The sequence below is a fragment of the Trichodesmium erythraeum IMS101 genome (genome assembly GCF_000014265.1).
Classification (GTDB): Bacteria; Cyanobacteriota; Cyanobacteriia; order Cyanobacteriales; family Microcoleaceae; genus Trichodesmium; species Trichodesmium erythraeum.
The window spans coordinates 6,564,701-6,586,919 of record NC_008312.1; the positions used below are offsets into that span (position 1 = coordinate 6,564,701).

Below are 22,219 nucleotides of genomic sequence, written 5' to 3' on the forward strand. Positions count from 1 at the left end.
CAATATTTAGCATTTTTATGGCAAATTTTTTCTGAAATTATTTTACCTTATTTCCCAACAACTCTACTAATAAAGTAATAGAGTTATTGGGAAAACATGGCGATGTATTTGCTGCTTATGCTGATGCTATTGAATTTCTATCAACTAGAAAAGAGAAGATTCAAAAGGTTTACAGCTTCGATGTAGATATAGAAAGTCTTCAAGTAGAAGTAGTAGAAGTCTATCCAGACAGGGAAAAACATGATTGGAAAGGTCATCCAGTAACTGTCGGTTACGGTGACTTCTTAATTGGCCCAGAGACAACAGCTTGTTTGTACTTGGGTTATGTATATATGTTTAAAAAAAAATATCTGGAGGGTCAAGTATGATAGAAGATAACAATGCTGTAGTTTCAATTTCCAGTGATTTTAAAAAATTTTTAGAGATAACTAAAACCCACAACGACAACTTCTTCATAATGTTAGACTGCTCTCACAAATTTAAGTTTATAAAGGCAGTAGTTGAAGCGTTAGAACAATATGGAGATGTGTTTGCAGCTTATGTTAATACTATTAACCCTGGGCTTCCCCAAACCGAGAAAGAAGAGTTGGTCTACAACTTTTCAGAAGTAGCAAAGCGTCTTACTGTGAAAGCGGTGAAAGTCGACAAAGACTATCCAGACCACGACTGGAAGGATAGTAGTGTTGATGTTGTGTATGGAGATAGTAAAATATCAAATCATTTAGGCTACACATACATATTTACAGAAAACCCTGACGAAGCTACCGCAGAAAAAAGTGATGAGCCTAGTTTATTTTATTGATATGAAAAGTGAAAACTTCGCTTTAAACGATAGGGCAAATATGAAAGTAACCAAATCTTTTAGCCAGAAAAAGCTTATTGTAGTTGACAAAGTTAATGAGCAGTATATAGTTTCAGTTGTCTATTATAAAGACATTTCTGACAATCTTATTTCGGAGATGGAAAATAGGCTTACAATTTACGCTGACATATTCGCAGCATTTATAAATTCTCTGCCACTTGAAACTCCGTTTGAAGAGTACGAGAATATTACGTTTAACTTTAAAAGTGTTATACAAAAATATGATGTAAAGGCAGTACAAGTCGATACGAAGCATATCAAATCAGACTTAGGTTCAATATTTATAACGTATATAGCAGTGGGGAGAGTGTCTACTTTTGGAAACAACTGCTATGTGTTTCAGCCAATTCTACAGGAGCGTATGTGAGCGCTAAACTCTTGTAAATAAGCTTCGCTGGAACTAACGATGAGGTTAAAATCATCTCATTCACAGGATAATGGGTTTCCGCCTGTATAAGTTACAATGCTTATACAGGCACTACTTTACAGCACTTTTCAGGTAATTGAACCACAAAGTGCGGTAAAATGGGTTTGATGTAATTGTTAAATTTAATGCCAGTATCGTATTCGAGTGATTTGCGTCGTCGCGTGATTATAGCTTGGGAAGCAAAAGAAGGCTCTCAACGTCAGTTGGCTGAAAGATTTAAGGTCAGCTTGTCTATGGTACGAAATTTGTTGCGTCATTATCGTCACTCTTGGACAAATTGAGGCCAAACGACGTGGAGGATATCAGCAGCCAATAATTTCCTATGATAATCTCAACATCATCAAATCTCTGGTAGAGGAGAAAAATGACTTATTGCTGAGAGAATTATGCGCTCGCTATCAAGAAACAACAGGAATTAGGGTGAGTATCTCCACAATGCATCGCGCCGTAGAAAAATTAGGCTTACGGTGCAAAAAAAAAGTCTTTATGCCAGTGAGCAAGATACCCCAAGAGTCCAAGAGTTACAGCACTTTTCAGGTAATTGAACCACAAAGTGCGGTAAAATGGGTTTGATGTAATTGTTAAATTTAATGCCAGTATCGTATTCGAGTGATTTGCGTCGTCGCGTGATTATAGCTTGGGAAGCAAAAGAAGGCTCTCAACGTCAGTTGGCTGAAAGATTTAAGGTCAGCTTGTCTATGGTACGAAATTTGTTGCGTCATTATCGTCACTCTTGGACAAATTGAGGCCAAACGACGTGGAGGATATCAGCAGCCAATAATTTCCTATGATAATCTCAACATCATCAAATCTCTGGTAGAGGAGAAAAATGACTTATTGCTGAGAGAATTATGCGCTCGCTATCAAGAAACAACAGGAATTAGGGTGAGTATCTCCACAATGCATCGCGCCGTAGAAAAATTAGGCTTACGGTGCAAAAAAAAAGTCTTTATGCCAGTGAGCAAGATACCCCAAGAGTCCAAGAGTTAAGACATGACTATCGACGTTGGTTAGATAAAATTGATGTCAGAAATTTAGTATTTGTTGATGAAGCCCGAATAAATTTGTCAATGTCTCGTTTATTCGCCAGAGCCGTAGATGGGGAACGAGCTGTTGGTAGTAGTATCCCAGGTAGCAAGGGTGGAAATGTTTCTTTGATTGGTGCTTTGAACCTGGATGGACTGATTGCGTCGATGACTGTACCAGGAAGTACAAATACTGAGGTATTTATCACTTTATTAAACCCAGGTCTTACTACCTCAGTTGTGGCAAGGGGCAATCGTGGTAATGGATAATCTCAAGGTTCATCATGCTGAACGTGTCAGAGTTGCCATTGAGTCCGTCGGTGCTCAAGTCAAGTTTTTGCCCCCTTACTCTCCTGATTTATCACAAGTGTGAGCTTTGTTGGTCGAAACTGAAGCAATTTCTCCGTTCTTGTGAGGCACGTACCCATGAATCACTGGAGCAAGCAATGGCTGAAGTTGTAAATTTCATTACTGAAGATGATGCCTTCGGTTGGTTCAACCACTGTGGTCTATTTACCTGAAAATTGCTGTAAATATTGTGAGGCTAGATGGTGAAAACGATGCTGAAATAAAAAAACAGTTTAATATTGCAAGAGCAAACAACAAAGAACTGTTTTCAGTAGACGACTTTAACAATGGTGACATAAAAGCTTTACCAGCATCAACATACTAATCAAGCATGGGGCATCTAGCCCCTAATTAACCCAAGAAAACAACAGAAAAACTATGGGAATAATAGAACAAATATTAGAAGAGAGAAAAAGATTTCAGTATAAAATAGAGCACCTTTCCATAGAAACTCTAGCAGGCATATACCCTTTTTATGAGCTAAATCATAAGTGGCTTCCATCACAACAGTCAAAGTTTATTGAGTGGATTTTTCTTGGTTTGCCAGTAAATCCAATATATATTGTTTCAAGAGGCGGTCAGCTTGATGTAGGTTATTGCGCCGAAACAATTGACGGAGCAAAAAGAATCTCTGCTTTGAAGGCATTTGTTTGCGAAGATTTGGTTCTTAGTGGTTTGCACAGGTTAAAATGTTTAAATGGAGTTAGATTTAAAGATTTACCTGAAGAAGAACAAGAGCAGTTAACGAGCAAAGATATCAGAAGCAATTGACTGTTGTAGGAGCTCTAGCTACTGCCATTAAGCAAACTTTATCAGCTACAAAGCTTGCTGTAGAGGCGGGGGAACCTGAACTGGTAGAGAGTTTCTGGAAAGAAATGAAAGATATTCAGGAAGGTAACTATGACGAGAGAGAGAAGTTAGCTTTACCATCTAATAAAGGGAATAACAACGAAAACAACCCAGACGGTGGTCAAGGGCCTCACACTTATGAATCCCTAGTAAAGTTAACTCTGAAAGACATTAAAGAAATTGCTTTTAACCTTGATTTATCAGTCAAGCAAGCTAAGGAATATGGATCTGTTAGACAAAAGACTTCTTGGATAACAGCAATACTCAATAAGCAAGACGATCAACTTGCTGAGAGCAAGCCAATAGTAACTTCTCCACCACTAGAAAAAGGTGAAGATGAAATATTAGACGTTTCTTCTGTAACGCTAATAGAAGAATCAACTGATAACTCAATTAGTGAGACAGAGCCTAAACCAGTTAGCGAGACAGATACTAAACCAACTAGCAAACTAGAAACTGAACTAATTAATGAACCAATTAATGAACCAATTAATGAACCAATTAATAAACCAGAAACTGAGCTAGATGATTTTAACGACGAAGAAGAATATGCAGGATGGTAGAGGTATTATAATGAGTATATTTTTTTTTTTGACTTTAACGGAGTGTATTTGTAACAATATAAATAGTGAAATACTTGCTATAGAATTTATTGGACATTTTGATCCAACGAATTGCACACAAGAAAGCATATACAACGAAACCTCTACTTTAAACTCTATTAAGCCCTTTGACTCAAAAGTAGATCCAAGATTAGACGGCAGAGATACAAGAATTTCACCATATTACTACGAAACAGAAAGGAGTAATTTATTTTGAAAAAAGCACCAAGCTTAGCAGCGTCAAACACAATTACTATTGTTAAACCAAAAACAAACACAACACTTATATGGACCATAACCATAATGTTGTTATCAATAGTAACAATACCAGGTGTTTGGCAGTTTTCTTTTGACTTGTTTCAAAGCATAACCAAAAGTGTAGCTGATTAAGAAGTATCTGTGGCAAACTCCGTTAAAAGTTATAAAGCAAAAGGAGTTTGCGTCTACATGAGACAAGAAAATCCAGTAATATTAGGAAAAGTATTCAATCCTGATGAGCTTTGGCAGAAAATAGGAACTGTCAACCTAAATAGAGAATGCTTTTCCAAACATATTACAACAATTTACAACATCAACAACTGTGACTCAAGGCTTAGAAATTTCATAAGCAGATGTTTAATATCTTGGAAAAAAATAATAGTAGAAAAGTCTTTTGGCCAATCAAGCAGATTTAGCTTTGTAGCGCCACATCAAAAGATAATAATTTCCAATGTTGAAACAATAATTAGCTTAGAAAATAGAAAGTTTTTAGTCAAACCAAATGTAATAATCTCATGTTTTTCTACTAGTTGGGACATAGATAATTACAGAGATATTATTAGAACAACAATAACAGGCTTCAGATGAGATTTGATAATGAAGAAGACCGTAAGAACCAGAAACTTCAGATAAGCATTCTAGGATTCTACGACGAAGAAATAAGACTAATTAAAACTGAAGAGTCATCAGTAATAGTTACTAATTCTAAGGAAACATTACAGTCTAAAATAAAAGCTATTAATGCAGTTACACCTGTAATGAAGAATATTAATAATTCTAGTTACTACTACACTATTACTGTACTAAGAATTGACAATTTAAACGTCGAGTTCTATAACATAGATTCATACTATGAAGTAACAATGGCAAAAATAAACGAAACGCTAGACATAATAAAACGAGTGTTATACTCAGAAATTTCAACGTCAATAGTAAGGTATCCATCAGGAAACGTAATATTTTCTTCTGATACTTGCTTAAACAATGACGGAAGTTATACCATAACAGGATTTGACTACACTAACACAAGCGCTGAAAAATATTACGCTGTTGGTGAGTACGATAAAATGCTGAGATACCTTTTTAAAGATAAATTCCTTCGTGAATACAAGGTGTTAGGTTATCTTTCGAGAGAACTTTTGGATCCTAACAGGACTAAGCCCTTAAAGGAAGTCGAAGTCTACATAAATAGCAAAATAATTACATTCGGTGGTTTCCCCGCAGCTATAGAGGAATATTCTATTGCAGCATAAATCCTAATTCAACTAAATAATTGAACAACAGAAAGCTTGTACCGATTTTGGCACAAGCTTTTTGTCGTAAAGCAACTACTAACAATGTATCAATTAGCAGAGAAAAAAGCAACTATGATTACCGATGAAGAAGTATTTGAAAGCATAAACAAAGATTTCAAGCAGAACACAGGTTTCTTTGTGTCTGTTATAAAGTGTGGTACTGAATACCTGAGAAGTGTAGATTACGAGAACTCAAAGCTAAAAAACCGCTTAGAGTTTCCTACAAATCTTGTAAAAATAAGGGTAATAGATTCTCCCATAAATATAATAGAAAGTAACCAATTAGCGAACGCGCTAAACATTTTTTACTTTGAAATAGACTACCAGACAAACAGGTATTCGTGGGAGGAAAACAGGGAACGTTCTACAGAAAATTTTGTAAAGCTTTTTGAGAAAATAGATAAACACCTATTTGATACGATAGTAAAGAAAAGAGCGAACGTAGCCTTTCTAATGTCTCACAAAGTAGCTAAGATATCCTTTAAAACAAGGTTTTTCGGGCTTATAACTCGTTTATGACCTACGAGTTTAAGATGTCAGAGTTTGACCCTGAGATTGACTTAAAATACATAGGTTATTTAGCTTTAGCCTACGACAAAAAGGAAGGAAAACCTGTCTCCTCCCCAAACGACATTCTAGTAATAGAGCAGGAAATTAGGGATGTCTCAAGACGCATAAACTATAGAAACACAGAAATCCCCATAGAAAACCTTGTATCAAACATAATCCCGGGCTTCACATCAGAGTGGGGTATCGAGAAAAAGTCAAGGGTAATTGAAGATGTGTTACTTGGAGTACCTATTAACCCAATATGGGTTGTATCTCTTGACACATACGATGAGGATCGGTTTATAAAGATTATTACTGGAGAAGAAGTCGTAATGGCATTGAGCGATTTTATTTGTAATAAGTTTTCTTTGTTTGGAATGAAACTAATACAAAGCTCAAAAGGTGTAAAATATCAAGATTTCTCAGTGCAAATGCAGAGGAAAATTACCAGGTCAACTGTCAGGCTTTTAGAACTAAACCCACGAGTCGAAGGCAAAATCCTGGCATACTTACGCAAGTCAAACGCCTATGGAGTAAATAATGCCTGTTGAACTAACAAAGCCTTGGAACATAGACGAAATACACTACTGTTGGATAGAATGGCTAATTGAAACGCCTTACACAGAACCAGCAGTAGACTTTGACAACGATGAGAAGTCTAGAGTTATTGAAAAAATTTTCCTTGGAATTCCCATCGGTCCAATAACCGTAGCACCATTCTCAACAAAGGATTGTAACAAAATAATAGTTGACGGCGCAAAAAGAGTAAAAGCTATAAAAGACTTTTGTGCTAACAATCTAAAAATGTCTGGACTTCAGGCCTTGTTTAGCCTAAACGGCGCTACTTACCTTGACTTATCAGAGGAACAAAGGTTTGAGTTTAAATGTTCTATTATTCACATAGTAAAGCTTGAAGAACATGATGAAGACGCCATAAACTACGTTTGTTCTAGTAACCCAGGCAATAGCCACTGGCTAAAACATGGTGCTCCGCATGAATAGGTAGTGCTTTAGGTAAAACAATGACTGAAGAATTAATCAACCTAACATGGAAAAGTGTAAGTGATATTAACAACCCAGACAATCCAAAAAGGAGAGGTTGGTTAATACCATTGGATGACTTGGATGAAATAAAGCGAGGAACTTACTGTAACAAAACAGTAGTACTAAAGCTGGATAACTTAAACCCTCAACAGATAGTTTTAAGCGACTACATGGAGAGTAAGGACAGGGTAAAACTAAGAGAGACCCAGGAGCTAACTCATTGGGGAAAAGAGTACAAACTACGCCCTATAATTTACAGAAAGCCGAAAAACTATTTCCCTAAAACAGAGCATGAGTTACCAGCAGATTTTTTATCAGCAAGAGGAGTAATAAAACGTGGAGAAGTTTATGTAGCTTTTATTTACCAAACGTCAATTAAAAGAATATCAACAATGAATTTGTTTACTGTTTTAGAATGATAGTATGCGATGCTTCCCATGAATAGGCGATATCTATTTATTTAAAAATGGCAATGTAATGTAACAAATGTATAGCATTGCCATTAAAATCATTGATTCTAATCATCCTGTATATTTTATCAGGAAAGCTTTTTGAGAATTTTGCATTACTATTCTGAGCACCCATGTTTTTATGAAAACTGAACCAATTAAATGCAATGTTATTGGCCTTTACAATAAGGGAATAGCATTGCTTTTTTCAAAACAAGATTATGACAATTTGTTTGAGGGCGATCGCCTAGACGAAGCCTTAAATAAAGGTCTTAGCCTGGAAATAGACAACGACGTAACAGGCGCGAGAATAAATGGATATGAAGCCACTGAGAAAATAGCAATCAACGAGCACTTAAGGTGGCTTGACGTAGCAAATTCAGAGTATAAGATTCTTTGCAACGTTTCGCAACAAGTGGGTAACATTAAATTGCTAGGCAAATGTAAACTTGACTGCAACGTTGAAATGAGACTTCCAAAGGAAATGCTTATTTGCGTTTACTACAGCATACTTGAGTGTGAAATGTTTGAGGGGTAATTTTTATGAACACTGAACCAATTAAATGTAATGTATTAACTGAAGATGACCTTGACCCACAAGCTGGGTTTGTATTTTCAGTTGAAGAATACAACAAAGTTTTTAACGTAACCTTTGACTGTAAGAAGGTTACTTTAGAAGTAGACGGAGCGATCAGAAATGCAACATTAGAATCTTACAAGCTTGTGAATGAAACGGAAGTTTTCACCCATAGGCGTGAGCTATTTATTTCTAATTCAAAAGAGCCAGCGACACACGTAGTTGAATTGTACGAAGGCGCAATATATCGTGTGGGTAGTTGCATGTTCAGTTGCGAGGAAATTTTAATTGAGCCAGAGCCAATAAACATCTATATATACTACACAGATGAAGAGCTTTACAATAAAAGAAAAAGCAATGAATAATAAGGTATATCAGTGCAACATAATTATTGAGCATGAAAGGTCTTGGGAATGGTTTCAGCGAAACGAGAATCCTAATGGGAAGATATCTTATGAAGCTGGGTGGGCTTTCTTAATAGACGATTACAGGGAAGTGTTTGATGACAATTTTTCAAAAACTATTCTTGTATCTTTAAGTGGAGAAAGCCCTAACAAAACAAAAATCAGCAACTACGTGGAAGGAAGGAAAAGAATAGTCACTTATCACACACAGCACTTACGAGTTTGCGGATATGAAGACAAGGTTAACTCTATAGTCTGTTTTCAAGAAGGAAATCTTGAAATGGTAGGCACATTTGAGTTTAAGTTTTGCAATGAAAGTAGCGATTGGAAAAAAATAAACCTTTACGTATACATACCAGAATACTACGATAAAAATGTCTAATGAAATGAAAACCTACGAACTAAGTGTAGATAGTAGCATGGGCTGGTACATAAAAAACCAGGTAAAGTGGATGAAAGTCTCTGACTTAACTCCCGATGACTACGAAGAGCTAAATTCAAACTCAAGGTTATTCTTAATAGCTTACAAAGAAAGAATATTCAAGTTAACTTATACTTTAGTTCAAGAATTTTTCAAAATAGAAAAGTTTGACGACGGAACTCTTTATCTGTGGAGTTTAAGTGGTTATAAGTTTAATAAGGAACACAGAACTGCATATATAACCGCTTTAGAGATAGAGGATTGGAGAGTTGAGGACATCATAAGCTCCTATAGCTAATTATCACCCCCATCGTAGCCAACTACTTTGGGGATTAAACAGTAACAATGCCATGAAACAAATAATTGTTAAGCTTTTTCCAAGTAAAGTCCATTTTCTAGATAGTGCAGACTGTCTATAAGTACCACAAGATGATGAAAAAAGACTAAACGAAACTGCAACCCATATAGGGAGAAATGTTTTGGTCATTAATGCTGTAAAAATATAACAAAGCTATAAATAAAAACAATGCAAGACTGGAAAACAAACTTGTTAAACAAAATAGTAGAGAAATACGTAAATAACTCTAATGAGTGGGTGGAGTTAGAGTTTGATTTAAACAAAGTTTTAGAGTTAATAATAGTTTCTAACAATTTTTACGGCAAAAGTAGCCAGGAAAGGGGAATTTCTGTATCTAAATATTTAAAGACTATAGGTGCAGATGAAATTAGCAAGTATTCAACGTATTATACTGTCGAAGAGTCTTACTCAATAAACCTACGCAAGCCAAGCAGGTTAAAATATTTTAACCCAAGTACTTGGCTTGAGCTGGCTTACTGTGCTGCAAACCCTCAGAACTATACAAAGGTAGAGCGAGTTAAGCGATCGCCGTCACCTAAAGTAATAGTGTTTTATTCTTACAGGGATTCAGGAGATAAAACCACAAGTGTAGCAATTACAGGCTTAAAACTGGTTGAAAAAGGCTATAACGTTGCACTGATGGATTTAAACCTAGAATCTCCAGGTCTAAGTGCCTTGATTAACCAAAAAGAATTGCCGAAAAAGGGTTTTGTAGATTATTTCTACGACAAATCTTTTGGGAAAGTTGATGTCGAAGTTTCAATAGACCAAACATTTTTTGAAGTAAAAACTAAATTTGAATGGGCAGGCGGCAACCTGTTTGGCTTTTACCCAGGAGAATTATCGCCAGACTACACGTGTAAGTTAGAATACATTAACCCGCAAGTGGTTCTAGACGACAATGAAACACTCTGGTCTGTTCTAAAAAAGGAGGTATATGAACATTTAGACTTAGACTTTATACTAATAGATTCTGCTAGCGGTTTGAGTAAGTGGGCAGCGTTGTTACTAACACAGGCAGCAGACGAGGCATTAATTTTTACTGATACCAGTGATAATAGCATTAATGGAACTAATTTAATATTAGAGGCCATTGATGTACTAGGCTTAAAGAAAAAAATAGTCCTTTCCCTTTTAGAGTTTGTCAACAAAGACAAGGCGATAGAAAATGCCTGGGAAAAAATTAATTTCAGTGTAAAAAGAGAGGATGAATTTTTTGTAGTTCCGCATTTTTCCTTAAACAATTATACAAATATAAACCAAATATATTCTAATATAGCAAGATTCATATATTCAAACTAAAAATGATTTTATTTTACAAAAAATTGGGTATTTATTATTATGAAAAAACTTGAATTATTTTAATTTAAAATCTATGACAGTCCTAACCTCCATGACAGACTACCCACTAAAATATGACAAACCCTCTAAAAAGTCTGTCATCCTATAGCAGTATAAGCTTGAGGGTGTTTTATGACGCGATGACAGACCTATAACCAAGTTAGTTCAGTTTTATATTTTCTCTAAAATATTCAAATATTTTTAACTCAGCGTTTTTTTTTGAGAGAAATCCTAATTTTTTTTCTAAATGCCTTAAACACCTGTAAATATAAGAAATATAGGTTAAAAAATAGTGTTTCAATTTTTTTTCCATCGGGAGTTAGGATATAGCGCGTCATCGCGTCATAAAACCACCTCAAATCTATATTAATCTAGGATGACAGACTTGTTAGTAGGCTTGTCATATTTTAGGCAAAGTATGTCATATTTAGTTAGGCTTGTCATAGATCATTTACTTGTGATAGTTCTCAGAGAGAAAAAGCCTATCTTTTCATAAATAGATAGCTTAAAATAAAAAAAATGATAGCAAAAAATATGTTGACTTTTTGCTTATTTGTAATATAATATAGTTATTAAGGTTAAATTCTACGGACGTATTTATGCTTTATTTTTAACTGGTTCTAACTCTTACTTTTTTACTAGCTATTGATTTCTTATTAACTTTTATCATCCATTAAATAATCGACAAGTGGCTTTGATTTTTTCTGAGCTACTTTTCTATATTTATACTACAATTATAAATAGTAGTAATAATAGAAATATAAGTCTAATGCCAATATCTTGGGAGTCTAATCTTACATACTTAAAGCTCGGTAAAAACCTTATACCCTTAACTAAAGACGACAACGAGCCAGCCAAAGTGTATATAAGTTTTAGAGGCACTACGGTCACGTCAAAACCAAAATATCCTGACAGAGCAATAAGAGCTAAAGAAAAAGATGGAGGTGATTTTTACAACTCATCTACTACTTCCTAAAAATTTGTAATCATAGGAAGAACTTAGTTGCCAAGTTTCATCACCAACTACTTCTAAAACTTGTTGATGATATTCCAACAAAGTTAGGTGGAGTCTTACACTAATATAAGTTATAAGTAGTTGATACACATTACAAATGTTTGTAGATATTTTGTTCATTTTTCACATCCGGAGCGCTAATGGTGCTTTATCTAAAATTGCATGAGGAGGTTGAGTCAGCAACAAACGTGCAAGAGCAACCTGCTGTTGTTATCCCATGAAAAAACATGCTCCCGATCTTCGATCGCGCCTAAACCACTAAATCTTTTAGTTAAGTCTAGTAGGTCAACTTTTGTAAATCTTTAAAACAAAAGACCCCAGCTATTATATTTGGGAATTTGAGCAAGTATCAGATGTAGTATTAGAAATAGTCTCCTTAGTTGGGTAGTAAATTTGAAAATTATGTGGAAATGGGAGTAGAGTACTATGCAGTGTTGGAAGCGTTGCAAATGTTAGGTGAATATTTTCACTTGAGTCTATAAGTTGGAAGCGAGTGGTGATCAGCAAATGGCCGAAACTTGGTTAGAAAAACTCTGGTTGGGGTTGACTTTATGATCAGGAAAATTTGAGGGTAAGCAAGATATTTGGTTGTGTTGGTGCGATATTGAGGTGAATGTCATGCTGGTGCCGAAGGTGCGAACCAAGAGAAATTTAAAAAAGAGCTGGCTTGACAATGTGCTGAATGGGAAAAGCTGCAAAAGGAGTCTACTTTAACTGAAGTTAGCAGAACTTGAGGCGAGGTTGCGTGATTTTGGTATGGTAGGTAAATATTTATTTTACAGATACTTGTGGTATATTTAATAGTATTTGACTACAATCAATTTTTGTAAATATTTTGTCGTTAAGTAATTTTATTGCTGAATATGATATCTAAAATGAAAATAGATAAAACAATAAAAACACCTGCTCTTGATATTACTCATTTAATTATAGAGGATGAAATTCCAGTAGATAATTTTTAATCTGATCAACTGCAGGAATTTAGCTTTGGCTGATCAATATAAGTTTCATAATTTTTGTGAAACTTGATTTATAAGTGGGTAAAAATTACCGTCAAAATATTAAAGAACTAAGAATAGCAAAATTATTGATAAACAATGGAAAAAAAATCAAAACGCGATCGCGGAAGAATTATCACAACTTCTGGACTGAAAAAATTAAATGAAGCTATTGAAGAGTGGAAACAGAAATACAACCTTAGAGGTACTCTGGCAGAAATTGAGGCAGAGTCAGGAGTTGGTTCAGATACTATTAGTAAAATTCGACAAGGACGAGTAGGTGCAGACCTCAGCAAAATTCAACAACTTTTTGCTGCTTTTGATCTAACTTTGGATGAAACTGACTACCGCTCCGGAAAACAAAGCTCATCTGAAATGGACTCAGAACCACTATCACAACTACTACCACTTTTAAACGACGAACAAATAGTCACTAAAAATAGTTTCCAAATTTTCATCAGTTATAACAGGCAAGACCCGGATCAAGAATTGGCGCGACAGTTTGAAACAGCCCTCGCTGCTGCTGGTCATCAAGTATTTATGGCAGGAGACCATATTCGTCTGGGAGAAAATTGGTTTCGTCGAATTAATATTGAATTGAAACGCTGTGACTATTTGTTGTTATTTTTGCCTCCTCAGTCAGCACAAAGTGAGTTGCTCACCTATCAAGTGCAACTTGCCAGAGAATTACAATTTTCCCGACCAGAGCGTAAACCTGTAATTTTGCCAATTCGGGTAGGTTTTTCTCTGACTCAACCTCTCAACCATGACTTACGTGGTTATCTGTATCGCATTCAACAACGGGAGTGGCGATCGCCGGAAGATACAATTATTATTCTTAAAGAAGTTTTGACTCTTCTAGCTGCTCCACCAGGTAATATTGCCCTGGAAATAGAGGAGAAAAAAGAAATTTCTCTGAGTGAAGAAATTAGCAGTATCGCCTCTGCCAACTTCCCCCCTTTACCCTCTGCAGAACCAGAAATACCAGGGGGACAAATTGATGTAGCATCTAATTTTTATATTGAGCGTCCTCCCATAGAAGAACGTTGTTATCAAACTATCTTACAACCGAGTAGTTTGATTAGAATTAAAGCACCTCGACAGATGGGAAAAACTTCTTTAATGGCAAGAATTTTACATCATGCTGCATTCCAAGGATATCGAACAATACCTTTGAGTTTTCAGTTAGTAGATAAAGAAGTTTTTAGTAATCTTGAAAAGTTCTTAAAATGGTTTTGTGCTTATGTGGGAAGGGAGTTACGTTTGCCAAATCAATTAGATGATTATTGGGATGATATTTTTGGTAGTAAAGTTAATTGTAAGGATTATTTTGAGAAATATTTATTAGCACAAATAGATCATCCTTTAGTCTTAGGTTTAGATGAAATTGACCGAGTTTTTCAATACCCTGATATTGCCGAAGATTTTTTAGGATTATTACGAGCCTGGCATGAAGAGTCAAAACGACGTGCTATTTGGAAAAAGTTGCGCTTATTAGTAGTTCATTCTACTGAGGTTTATATTCCTATGAATATTAATCAATCTCCTTTTAATGTGGGGTTGCCTATAGATTTACCAGAATTTAATCTCCCGCAAGTTAAGGACTTGGCATTCCGACATAATTTGAATTGGTCAGAGCAAGAAGTAGAGAAACTAATGGCAATTATTGGTGGGCATCCTTATTTAGTTAGGGTGGCATTATATCACATTTCTAAACAAGATTTGACTCTAGAAGATTTACCGGAAAATGTAATGAGTGAAACTGGAATTTATAGCGACCATTTGCGACGACATTTGTGGAATTTAGAAGAATATCCAGAGTTAGTTGCAGCAATGAAAAATATAATTTCTGAAAATTTGAACGAACGTTTAACAGGGATATTAGGTTTTAAGTTAGACAGTTTGGGTTTAGTAAAATGGCAGGGCAATAAATACCATCCCAGATGTGAGTTATATCGTCAATATTTTCAGGTTCATTTATGAGGTTAGTCTAGTAATTTTAGCAATTTTTGCAGTTTGGTGTAAAATAATAAAAGTTTTTGTTTGTAGTAGGGCTTTAGCTCTATATATCTGAGGGGAAATTTCGTAACTTATAAAGTATGAATAATAAATCAGAAAAAAGCTTTTTTTACGATATTTAATTATAACTATTCAACCGGAAATAATACTATATATTTTTTCAAAAAATTATGTATACAGAAACAAAAAACTCAAATAAAAATGCAGTCATTGTCGGTGGAGGCCCGGCAGGTTTTGCCACAGCATTAATATTAGCTAAACGTGGTTGGCATCAAATTACAGTATTAGAAAAACGACCAGCTGCAGATTTTTATGAACCTGATAAATCATTTAATTATTTAATTGATGGGCGGGGTCAAAAATTTACCGACCTATTTAGTTTAACTGAAAAGTTAGCAAAAATCAGCGTACCAAATACAGAATTTTATCTTACAGAAATTAAGGCTAATGGTAATCGTAAAACATCAAAATTACCAATCATAGATCCTAATCGCAAAACTGCTTATTGGCTACAACGTCCAATATTTTTGCAGCTACTTTTTCAAGAAATTGAGGAAAATTGGCACAATAAGATTACAACTTTATTTAATACAAAATGTTTGGATATTAACAAGAAAGATGGAAAATTAACAATCATTGCTCAAGAAATAAATGACCAAAATAACTATGAATTTGAAGCAGATTTATTAGTTGGTTGTGATGGGATTAATTCTCTAGTTAGACAAACTTTAGATAAGTGGGATAATTCTGGAACAGATAAATTTAAAATGCAGTTTTTTCCCTCTGCAAGTTCTGGTTTGAAGTACAAAGTTTTGACGTTACCCCCTAACTTCCCTCTAGACCATAATAATTCTGAACAAGCAGTTTGTACAATGGCTTATGCTATTCGTGGAGCATTTTCAGATTCTCAACATTCTTTATCTCTAGGTATTTTGCCTTTTGCTGACCCTAATAAACCGAGAACAGCAAATATTATTAGACGACCAGAACATGAAATTTGGAAATTACAAGATGGTGAAAAATTGTCTGAGTTTTTCCATAAAGCTTTTCCACAATTGCCAATAAACGAAATAGTTTTATCAGAAGAAAAAGAGCGTTTTGCTAAAAGTGAGGGTGGATATTTCCCCATCCCTCAATATTGTTCTGGGTTGCATTTTTTATTATCAAATACAGATAATTCTAGTGGGGTAGTTTTATTAGGAGATGCGGTTCATTGTTTTCCTCCTGATATTGGGCAAGGTGTTAATTCGGCATTGGAAGATGTTTTTATACTTAATCAAGCACTTACTAAAACTAATGATATTATCTCTGATACTTTGCCATTATTTGAGTCTTTACGTTCTCCAGATATAAAGCCTTTAATACGTCTAGCTCAAACTGCTTATCCGTGGCAATATAATCAAGGTATTCTCGGTAAACGACTATGGAGTATTAACTTTTTTATGCGGTTCTTATTGAGTAAAATATTGCCTTTTATTTTTGCTCCTCCCGCTTTTATATTAATTCAAAATCATCAACTTAGTTATCGTGAAATATGGAGAATGGCTCAAAGAACAACTCTCTTTATATTTGTCTTGGGAATAGTTATTGTTTTAGGAACTATAGCTTTATTTTTAGAGAATTTATAGTATTTTTATAATCAGATGCAAAGCACTTTTTGAATTAGGGTTAATTATTACCTCTATAACACTAATTTTTTTTGCTAGGACAATAAAAATTTGGTTATAAGATAACAGAAAAAAGGAGTAGCTAGACAATAATAAAAATTAGTAAAACAGACAAGGTCATAGTTTAAGTATTCAGCACTTTAGCAGTCAGCTTTCAGGTTTTGAATTTATGCAAATAACTCTAAGGTTACCTGATGAGCAATTATATAATAAATATTCCTAATATAAAGAATAGGGAGCAACAGTCATATTATGCAAACATAACTTTTTAATTATACTTGGAGACTAATTCCTCTTTCCAATATAATGAGTTAATAACTCATAGCTGATAGTTGAATGCTGAGGGCTGAATGCTTACGTTACAGTTATAGTTACAAGTCATTTCTACGATGGATTCAAAAGTATTTATTATTACAATATAATCAATTTATCACTAATTTATTAGAAAAATATGGGTTCTTAAATGTTTAAATTTTTACTCCATTTTTATCTGGAATAAATCGATAATGTGATTTTTAAAATTTTGGATTTACCGAAAAAGTATCTACTTTATTAATACCTAACCTAAATTATATTTTTAGCTGAAATTCTAGCAATTGGTTAAATAATCAAAACATCAAAATTATCATATAAAACTTATCTATATTATGTTTAAAAGTCTAATAATTAAAAATTTCCGATGTTTTCAAGAAATTACTATTGATAATATAGAACGAATTAATTTAATTGGAGGTGTTAATAATGTTGGTAAAACAGCTCTCCTGGAAGCAATTTTATTATTAAATAGTTTAAATTCTATAGAAATTCCGTTTGAATTAAACTTTAATAGGGGAGTAATTCAACAACCAACTTTTGACATTGAAGAAATTTGTGAATGGTTATTTTATCAAAAACAAATTGGTAAATCTATTAAAATTCAAACCATAGATGAAAATGGTGAAGAGAGAGAGTTGAAATTGAGTTTAGATAAAGCATTAAGTCCAAGATTATTTCCTTTAAGTTCAAAAACAAATAGCAGAAAAACTATCAAAGACTTAAAACTGGAGCTGAAAAAAGCAGGTCAAAAATTATTGGGTTTTACAGCATTTATAACCATAGATAAAGAAGGAGAAATTAGGATAGAATTTCAGCAAGATGAAAAACAAAAAATTGAAGAAATACAACTTTTTTATCCTATTGTTTTTCATAGTAGTCGTTTAAAAGTTTCTTCAACAGAAAATGCAAAAGTGTTTAGTGATTTTGCACTAAAAAATGAACAAAATGAAATTGTAGAGATATTACAAATAGTAGAGCCAAGATTAAAACGTTTAGAAATTTTAGTCACTGGAGGAATACCTATTATTCATGGAGATGTTGGAGGAGATAATTTAATTCCTGTTGTATTAATGGGAGAAGGAATGGGAAGGCTATTATCTATGATTTTATCTATCATGAATACTCGAGGAGGAATAGTATTAATTGATGAAATTGAAAATGGCATACATTATTCAGCTATGGAAAAAGTTTGGCAGTCTATTAATATAGCAACTAGAAAGTTTAATACTCAACTTTTTGCGACTACTCATAGTTATGAATGTATTCATGCTGCTCATCGAGCATTTTCCGACTCTGAATCATATAATTTTCGTTATTTTAGACTAGAGAGAGAAAAAGAAACTAATTCTATTAAGAGTTTAGTTTATGACAAGGATAATATTGAAACTTCTTTAGGACTTAGCTGGGAGATGCGCTAAATGACTCATAATAAAAAAATTGAAAAGCCAAAGCTTATTATTGGTGAAGGAAAGGAAGATTTCCTTTTTTTTTATTCACTAATTAAACATTTAAAAATTAATGATATTCAAGTGGATTTTTATAATGGAAAGAATAACCTTAATAATTATTTTAAAACTTTGCATTTAAAACCAGGTTTTTCTAATTTGTGCTCTTTAGGGATTACTAGAGATGCTGATCAATCGTTCGATACTGCTTCTCAAAGTATTGATAATTCTATTATACAAAACCAATTAAATGAGAAAAAAAATTTAACCATCAAAAAATTTATATTTCCAGACAATAGTTCTTCAGGAATGTTAGAAGATCTTTGTTTAAGAGCGATTGATGATTCTGATATTGGTTGTATTACAGATTTTTTTCAGTGCATTAATAAAAACAAAAATATAAAACCAACTGAATTTTCTAAGGCTAAAATCCACGCCTGGTTGTCTAGTCAAGTAAAACCTGATAAACGTCTAGGTGAAGCTGCTCAAGCAGGATATATTGACTGGAATCACCCCAACTTTAACCCCTTGATAAATTTTATAAAAAGTCTTTAAATTTACTGTCCTAATGTTCATCTAATTACTCAATAAAGATAAAATAAAATAGTATAATTAATTATTCTTAATTTGATATTTATTTAGGGCTAATAAATTTAATAAATTATTTAATCTTAATTTTCAAAATAGGTATAAAATTCTATCATGTTTATTTGATAATTTATTCTGAGAAGATTTTATGAGTGCAGGCAAAAAGTTACGTCAAATATTAGAACAACCAGGTGCTCTCGTGTTACCAGGGGTTTATGATTGCATTGGGGCAAAAATTGTGGAACAAATAGGATTTCCTGTTGTTTTTACTAGCGGTTTTGGTATTTCTGGCTCTACACTGGGTCGGCCTGACTATGGTTTTATTACTGCTACAGAAATGCTCTATGCTATTAGGCGTATTACTGAGTCAGTTAATATTCCTTTGGTAGCTGATATTGATACTGGATATGGCAACCCACTCAATGTGATTAGAACTGTGACTGATATTGTCAATATGGGGGTTGCCGGAATTATTTTGGAAGACCAAGAATGGCCGAAAAAGTGCGGTCACTTTCAGGGTAAGCGGGTTATTCCTATGGCAGAACATGTGGAGAAAATTAAAGCGGCGGTTCATGCTAGGGGCGATAGTGGTTTAGTCATTATTGCTCGCACGGATGCTCGTGCTCCATTGGGTTTGGATGAAGCTATTAAGCGGGGACGTGCTTGTGCTGAAGCTGGTGCGGATGTGGTTTTTATTGAGGCGCCTCAGTCTCTGGAAGATTTGCAGGCGATCGCTACTGCTTTTGAGGATGTCTATTTATTTGCAAATATGATTGAGGGTGGAAAAACTCCGGTTTTGTCTGGTCAGGAATTGGCAGAAATGGGTTTTAAAATAGTGGTTTATCCTTTGTCAGGATTATTTTCTGCTACTCAAGCGATGATCAATTGTTATCGTCAATTATTTGAAAATGGAACTACGGCAGGGTTGCAAGATATTGTTTCGTTCCAGGATTTTGAAAATATTATTGAAGTGCCTAAATATCAAGAGTTGGAGCAGAAGTTTTCAGTTGATGTTAGGCATTAGGTTTTAGGTTTTAGGTTTTAGGTTTCAGGCGTTAGGTTTGAGGCGTCAGGTTTAAAAATTAACAAATTGATAACATCTAACTACCAAATTCATTGATTTTGGTCGCACTGTTAAATCTCCATAACCTTTTACTTCAATTCATTTTCAATTCTTTTTGTTAACCTGAAACCTGAAACCACCAAACCTACTCAAACTTAATATACAGCAGATTTCGGACACATGAGGTACAGGGTAAATGGTGAAAATTATGTAGTGCGAGTATCTTGCCTGCAAAGATCATCCTTGGTGTGAGTTATATCGTCAATATTTTCAAGTCAATTTACAAAAAAAATTATGGGTTCAGGTTTTCTGGAAATGTTTGATCAATAAATTTATTGGGAATTAAGCAAAAAAAAATCAAACAAAACCTCACTGACCGACTAAATTTTATTTTTTGGTAGTCTTGTATAGTAATAGTAAGATATGAGATATTTAGAGCAATAAAATTCAGTTTGTACCAGATAAATTGTCTTAAATTCCAGTCTACTAAAATTATAAGGTATGGACGTACTCACTATGCTAAGCCTCCCTTCCGTTTTCAGCATTCTGATCGACAATTTATGGAATATTCCAGCAGACAGCCTATTGATATCGTAGGAGTATATATTGGCGATCGCTCTAGATGATCAGCTCAAGGTCTTTGGTAATAATTACCTAAAGAAAATATTTCTTGGCATGACTCCAACTTAATAATTTATGGAACTCAACCAACTATTAGCACCAACCAAAAGTTTATTATTGTAGGTGATATTTCCTTAACTAATCTCCCAGAACTGCAAAAAAATCTAGATATTTCCCCTACTACTAATCCCAATTAAACAGTAGCTGAATTATGGCAAAATTGTGGTTTAGAAACCTTTTTATTATTAGAAGGAATTTTTGCTTTAGCAATTTGGGATAAGGAAAAAAGAGAACTATGGATAGGTCGCGATCGCGCAGTTTACGAGCTTGTTTTTCCTGATTCAAGACATAAATCAGTGGGGAATATTCAGGTTGAACAACTTATATAGAAAGATTAAATAATACTTTGCGTCAAAGAATTTCTCGGTTGGTCAGAAAGACTTTATCCTTTTCTATAAAGCTTCGGTCCCATCTAGGAGATATTTGGTATTTCATTAATCATTATAATGAAGCGATCGCTTCACTGTAATTTTATCACTACATATACAGGACCACCCAAAACTTTTAGCTCCAGTATTATTGACAGGGACGACCAATGCCGTGTGTTTTAATCATTGGCTTGAGCATCATCCCTATTCCAGAACTCAATCCCCATTCCCTGTTGATTATGGATAACGCTCCCTTTCATCAGAAGAAAGAAATCCGGGCGCTCGCAGCTCTTGATGGGCACAGTGTTTTGTTCTTAGGGCCCTACTCACCGGACTTCAACAAGATTGAAGAAGATTTGGCCATTCTCAAAAAGCAACGGATATATGCTCCACCAGAAACAACACTGGATGACATTGTTAGACTGTACGGAACTTAATTGTAATGACTATAGATATTAAACCAGCTCCTACAGCTCCAGATGGTGAAATTATGATGATCAAAGAGAATCACTTTTTAGATATATTTGATAGTGCTGATATGAGTTTATCATTTTTTGGGATTTGTATAAAAAATGCACCCTTATTAATTTTTGCTATTAGACTTTTAACTGCTGGATATCCTGCCAGAATTAAAGATAGAAATTTAGGGGCAAAATTACTAAATAAAGTCAAGGAAGTTGTGAGAGGTAATTATGATGTTAATACTTTTTTGAGTCAGGTTGATAATTGGTTTAATTTTCAAGCTAATTCTATTAATAGATTGCCAGAAAAAGTTCAGAACCAAAGGTTAACTGAACTGAGAGATTATAGAGATTGTTTGGTGGCTTTTTTTGCTAAATTTCAACCTAAAAGTTTGAATGATTGGAAAACAGAAATAGATAAGATTTTTGATGAATCAACTACTACTAAAAAAATTATAGATTTATATACTATTCATAGTGGTAAAGGTGGAGAAGGACATTATACATTTATTATTTATCCTGAGAATATGCCTATAGAATTTGAGAAGCAAAGCACAGAAGAAAGGCAGCAGGAACAACACATGATATACGTTGCTTTAACCCGCTGCCTGACTCGTGCTAAGGGTGGTATTTTGTGGTTGGTGTTGGAAGGGAAAAAAGATACTGTAAATTATCCAAAATGGCTACCACATGACTACCGGAAACTATGGAAAGATGATAAAGGTGAGTATTTTGAACTTGATTTTGAGGAATTGGAAGATATTGAGTTTTAGAATTTAGTTACAACTTT

The 22,219-nt window shown here is 34.1% G+C and carries 30 protein-coding genes and 1 pseudogene; 30 read left to right on the forward strand and 1 reads right to left on the reverse strand.

What is annotated here, in order from left to right:
• Positions 1-86 precede the first annotated feature (86 nt).
• From TERY_RS20470 to TERY_RS20555, 22 genes are all read left to right on the forward strand, one after another.
• Positions 87-368: a hypothetical protein gene (locus TERY_RS20470; RefSeq protein ID WP_011613580.1), complete on the forward strand. Its 282-nt coding sequence runs from the start codon at positions 87-89 to the stop codon at positions 366-368.
• Positions 369-457: 89 nt separating this feature from the next.
• Positions 458-802 (forward strand): hypothetical protein, encoded by a 345-nt coding sequence (locus TERY_RS20475; protein ID WP_155994525.1) that lies wholly within the window; start codon positions 458-460, stop codon positions 800-802.
• Between the two features lies 1 nt (position 803).
• Entirely contained in the window at positions 804-1,229 is a 426-nt protein-coding gene (locus TERY_RS20480) for a hypothetical protein (RefSeq protein ID WP_196797132.1), read from the forward strand.
• A 185-nt stretch (positions 1,230-1,414) separates the two neighbouring features.
• On the forward strand, positions 1,415-1,570 hold the full coding sequence (locus TERY_RS35450; RefSeq protein WP_196797060.1) for a helix-turn-helix domain-containing protein: 156 nt from the start codon (positions 1,415-1,417) through the stop codon (positions 1,568-1,570).
• A gap of 91 nt (positions 1,571-1,661) precedes the next feature.
• A complete protein-coding gene (locus tag TERY_RS35455) occupies positions 1,662-1,862 on the forward strand; it encodes a hypothetical protein (protein WP_196797133.1) in 201 nt (66 codons plus the stop codon).
• A gap of 17 nt (positions 1,863-1,879) precedes the next feature.
• Complete coding sequence (locus TERY_RS35460; RefSeq protein WP_196797060.1) at positions 1,880-2,035, forward strand: helix-turn-helix domain-containing protein; 156 nt, start codon at positions 1,880-1,882, stop codon at positions 2,033-2,035.
• A gap of 186 nt (positions 2,036-2,221) precedes the next feature.
• A complete protein-coding gene (locus tag TERY_RS33695) occupies positions 2,222-2,584 on the forward strand; it encodes a transposase (protein ID WP_052845848.1) in 363 nt (120 codons plus the stop codon).
• Positions 2,577-2,687, forward strand: a complete 111-nt coding sequence (locus TERY_RS33700; RefSeq protein ID WP_081432459.1) for a transposase — start codon at positions 2,577-2,579, stop codon at positions 2,685-2,687. The genes TERY_RS33695 and TERY_RS33700 overlap by 8 nt, the downstream gene beginning before the upstream one ends.
• A 117-nt stretch (positions 2,688-2,804) precedes the next feature.
• On the forward strand, positions 2,805-2,987 hold the full coding sequence (locus tag TERY_RS33705; protein ID WP_044136960.1) for a hypothetical protein: 183 nt from the start codon (positions 2,805-2,807) through the stop codon (positions 2,985-2,987).
• Between the two features lie 53 nt (positions 2,988-3,040).
• Positions 3,041-3,433 carry a hypothetical protein gene (locus TERY_RS25775; RefSeq protein ID WP_011613583.1) on the forward strand — a complete coding sequence of 131 codons (393 nt, stop codon included), beginning with the start codon at positions 3,041-3,043 and terminating at the stop codon, positions 3,431-3,433.
• The gene (locus TERY_RS20500; protein ID WP_011613584.1) at positions 3,430-4,074 is read left to right on the forward strand and encodes a hypothetical protein; all 645 of its coding nucleotides are present in this window, start codon (positions 3,430-3,432) and stop codon (positions 4,072-4,074) included. The genes TERY_RS25775 and TERY_RS20500 overlap by 4 nt, the downstream gene beginning before the upstream one ends.
• Before the next feature lie 438 nt (positions 4,075-4,512).
• The gene (locus TERY_RS20505) at positions 4,513-4,959 is read left to right on the forward strand and encodes a hypothetical protein (protein WP_155994527.1); all 447 of its coding nucleotides are present in this window, start codon (positions 4,513-4,515) and stop codon (positions 4,957-4,959) included.
• Positions 4,956-5,624, forward strand: coding sequence for a hypothetical protein (locus TERY_RS20510; RefSeq protein WP_011613585.1), 669 nt, complete (start codon positions 4,956-4,958; stop codon positions 5,622-5,624). The genes TERY_RS20505 and TERY_RS20510 overlap by 4 nt, the downstream gene beginning before the upstream one ends.
• An 84-nt stretch (positions 5,625-5,708) precedes the next feature.
• On the forward strand, positions 5,709-6,185 hold the full coding sequence (locus TERY_RS20515) for a hypothetical protein (protein ID WP_044136962.1): 477 nt from the start codon (positions 5,709-5,711) through the stop codon (positions 6,183-6,185).
• A 14-nt stretch (positions 6,186-6,199) separates the two neighbouring features.
• Complete coding sequence (locus tag TERY_RS20520) at positions 6,200-6,766, forward strand: hypothetical protein (RefSeq protein WP_155994529.1); 567 nt, start codon at positions 6,200-6,202, stop codon at positions 6,764-6,766.
• The gene (locus TERY_RS20525; RefSeq protein ID WP_044136963.1) at positions 6,756-7,217 is read left to right on the forward strand and encodes a hypothetical protein; all 462 of its coding nucleotides are present in this window, start codon (positions 6,756-6,758) and stop codon (positions 7,215-7,217) included. Before TERY_RS20520 ends, TERY_RS20525 begins: the two co-directional genes overlap by 11 nt.
• A gap of 20 nt (positions 7,218-7,237) precedes the next feature.
• Positions 7,238-7,678, forward strand: coding sequence for a hypothetical protein (locus TERY_RS20530; protein WP_011613588.1), 441 nt, complete (start codon positions 7,238-7,240; stop codon positions 7,676-7,678).
• A 172-nt stretch (positions 7,679-7,850) separates the two neighbouring features.
• On the forward strand, positions 7,851-8,246 hold the full coding sequence (locus TERY_RS20535; RefSeq protein ID WP_044136964.1) for a hypothetical protein: 396 nt from the start codon (positions 7,851-7,853) through the stop codon (positions 8,244-8,246).
• Positions 8,247-8,251: 5 nt separating this feature from the next.
• On the forward strand, positions 8,252-8,650 hold the full coding sequence (locus TERY_RS20540; RefSeq protein WP_044136965.1) for a hypothetical protein: 399 nt from the start codon (positions 8,252-8,254) through the stop codon (positions 8,648-8,650).
• Positions 8,643-9,071: a hypothetical protein gene (locus TERY_RS20545; protein ID WP_155994531.1), complete on the forward strand. Its 429-nt coding sequence runs from the start codon at positions 8,643-8,645 to the stop codon at positions 9,069-9,071. The genes TERY_RS20540 and TERY_RS20545 overlap by 8 nt, the downstream gene beginning before the upstream one ends.
• Positions 9,064-9,408, forward strand: a complete 345-nt coding sequence (locus TERY_RS20550) for a hypothetical protein (RefSeq protein ID WP_044136967.1) — start codon at positions 9,064-9,066, stop codon at positions 9,406-9,408. Before TERY_RS20545 ends, TERY_RS20550 begins: the two co-directional genes overlap by 8 nt.
• A 228-nt stretch (positions 9,409-9,636) precedes the next feature.
• Positions 9,637-10,770 (forward strand): KGGVGR-motif variant AAA ATPase, encoded by a 1,134-nt coding sequence (locus TERY_RS20555; RefSeq protein WP_011613589.1) that lies wholly within the window; start codon positions 9,637-9,639, stop codon positions 10,768-10,770.
• Positions 10,771-11,767: 997 nt separating this feature from the next.
• Here the strand turns inward: TERY_RS20555 and TERY_RS33710 are convergent.
• On the reverse strand, positions 11,768-11,944 hold the full coding sequence (locus TERY_RS33710) for a hypothetical protein (RefSeq protein ID WP_155994533.1): 177 nt from the start codon (positions 11,942-11,944) through the stop codon (positions 11,768-11,770).
• A gap of 977 nt (positions 11,945-12,921) precedes the next feature.
• On the opposite strand from TERY_RS33710, the gene TERY_RS20565 reads away from it, so the two are divergent.
• The 8 genes and pseudogenes from TERY_RS20565 (at position 12,922) to TERY_RS20595 (ending at position 22,202) form a co-directional block, all read left to right on the forward strand.
• A complete protein-coding gene (locus TERY_RS20565; RefSeq protein WP_011613590.1) occupies positions 12,922-14,805 on the forward strand; it encodes an AAA-like domain-containing protein in 1,884 nt (627 codons plus the stop codon).
• A gap of 206 nt (positions 14,806-15,011) precedes the next feature.
• The gene (locus TERY_RS20570; RefSeq protein ID WP_011613591.1) at positions 15,012-16,469 is read left to right on the forward strand and encodes an FAD-dependent monooxygenase; all 1,458 of its coding nucleotides are present in this window, start codon (positions 15,012-15,014) and stop codon (positions 16,467-16,469) included.
• Between the two features lie 686 nt (positions 16,470-17,155).
• Positions 17,156-18,241, forward strand: a complete 1,086-nt coding sequence (locus tag TERY_RS20575; protein ID WP_011613592.1) for an AAA family ATPase — start codon at positions 17,156-17,158, stop codon at positions 18,239-18,241.
• The gene (locus tag TERY_RS20580; RefSeq protein ID WP_011613593.1) at positions 18,242-18,823 is read left to right on the forward strand and encodes a DUF3226 domain-containing protein; all 582 of its coding nucleotides are present in this window, start codon (positions 18,242-18,244) and stop codon (positions 18,821-18,823) included.
• A 181-nt stretch (positions 18,824-19,004) separates the two neighbouring features.
• The gene (locus tag TERY_RS20585; protein ID WP_011613594.1) at positions 19,005-19,880 is read left to right on the forward strand and encodes an isocitrate lyase/phosphoenolpyruvate mutase family protein; all 876 of its coding nucleotides are present in this window, start codon (positions 19,005-19,007) and stop codon (positions 19,878-19,880) included.
• Between the two features lie 980 nt (positions 19,881-20,860).
• Positions 20,861-21,069 (forward strand): annotated as a pseudogene (locus TERY_RS37540) (IS1 family transposase); the annotation flags it as partial.
• Between the two features lie 66 nt (positions 21,070-21,135).
• Positions 21,136-21,405, forward strand: a complete 270-nt coding sequence (locus TERY_RS20590; protein ID WP_011613595.1) for a transposase — start codon at positions 21,136-21,138, stop codon at positions 21,403-21,405.
• 5 nt (positions 21,406-21,410) lie between these two features.
• Positions 21,411-22,202, forward strand: coding sequence for a 3'-5' exonuclease (locus TERY_RS20595; RefSeq protein WP_011613596.1), 792 nt, complete (start codon positions 21,411-21,413; stop codon positions 22,200-22,202).
• Positions 22,203-22,219 lie beyond the last annotated feature (17 nt).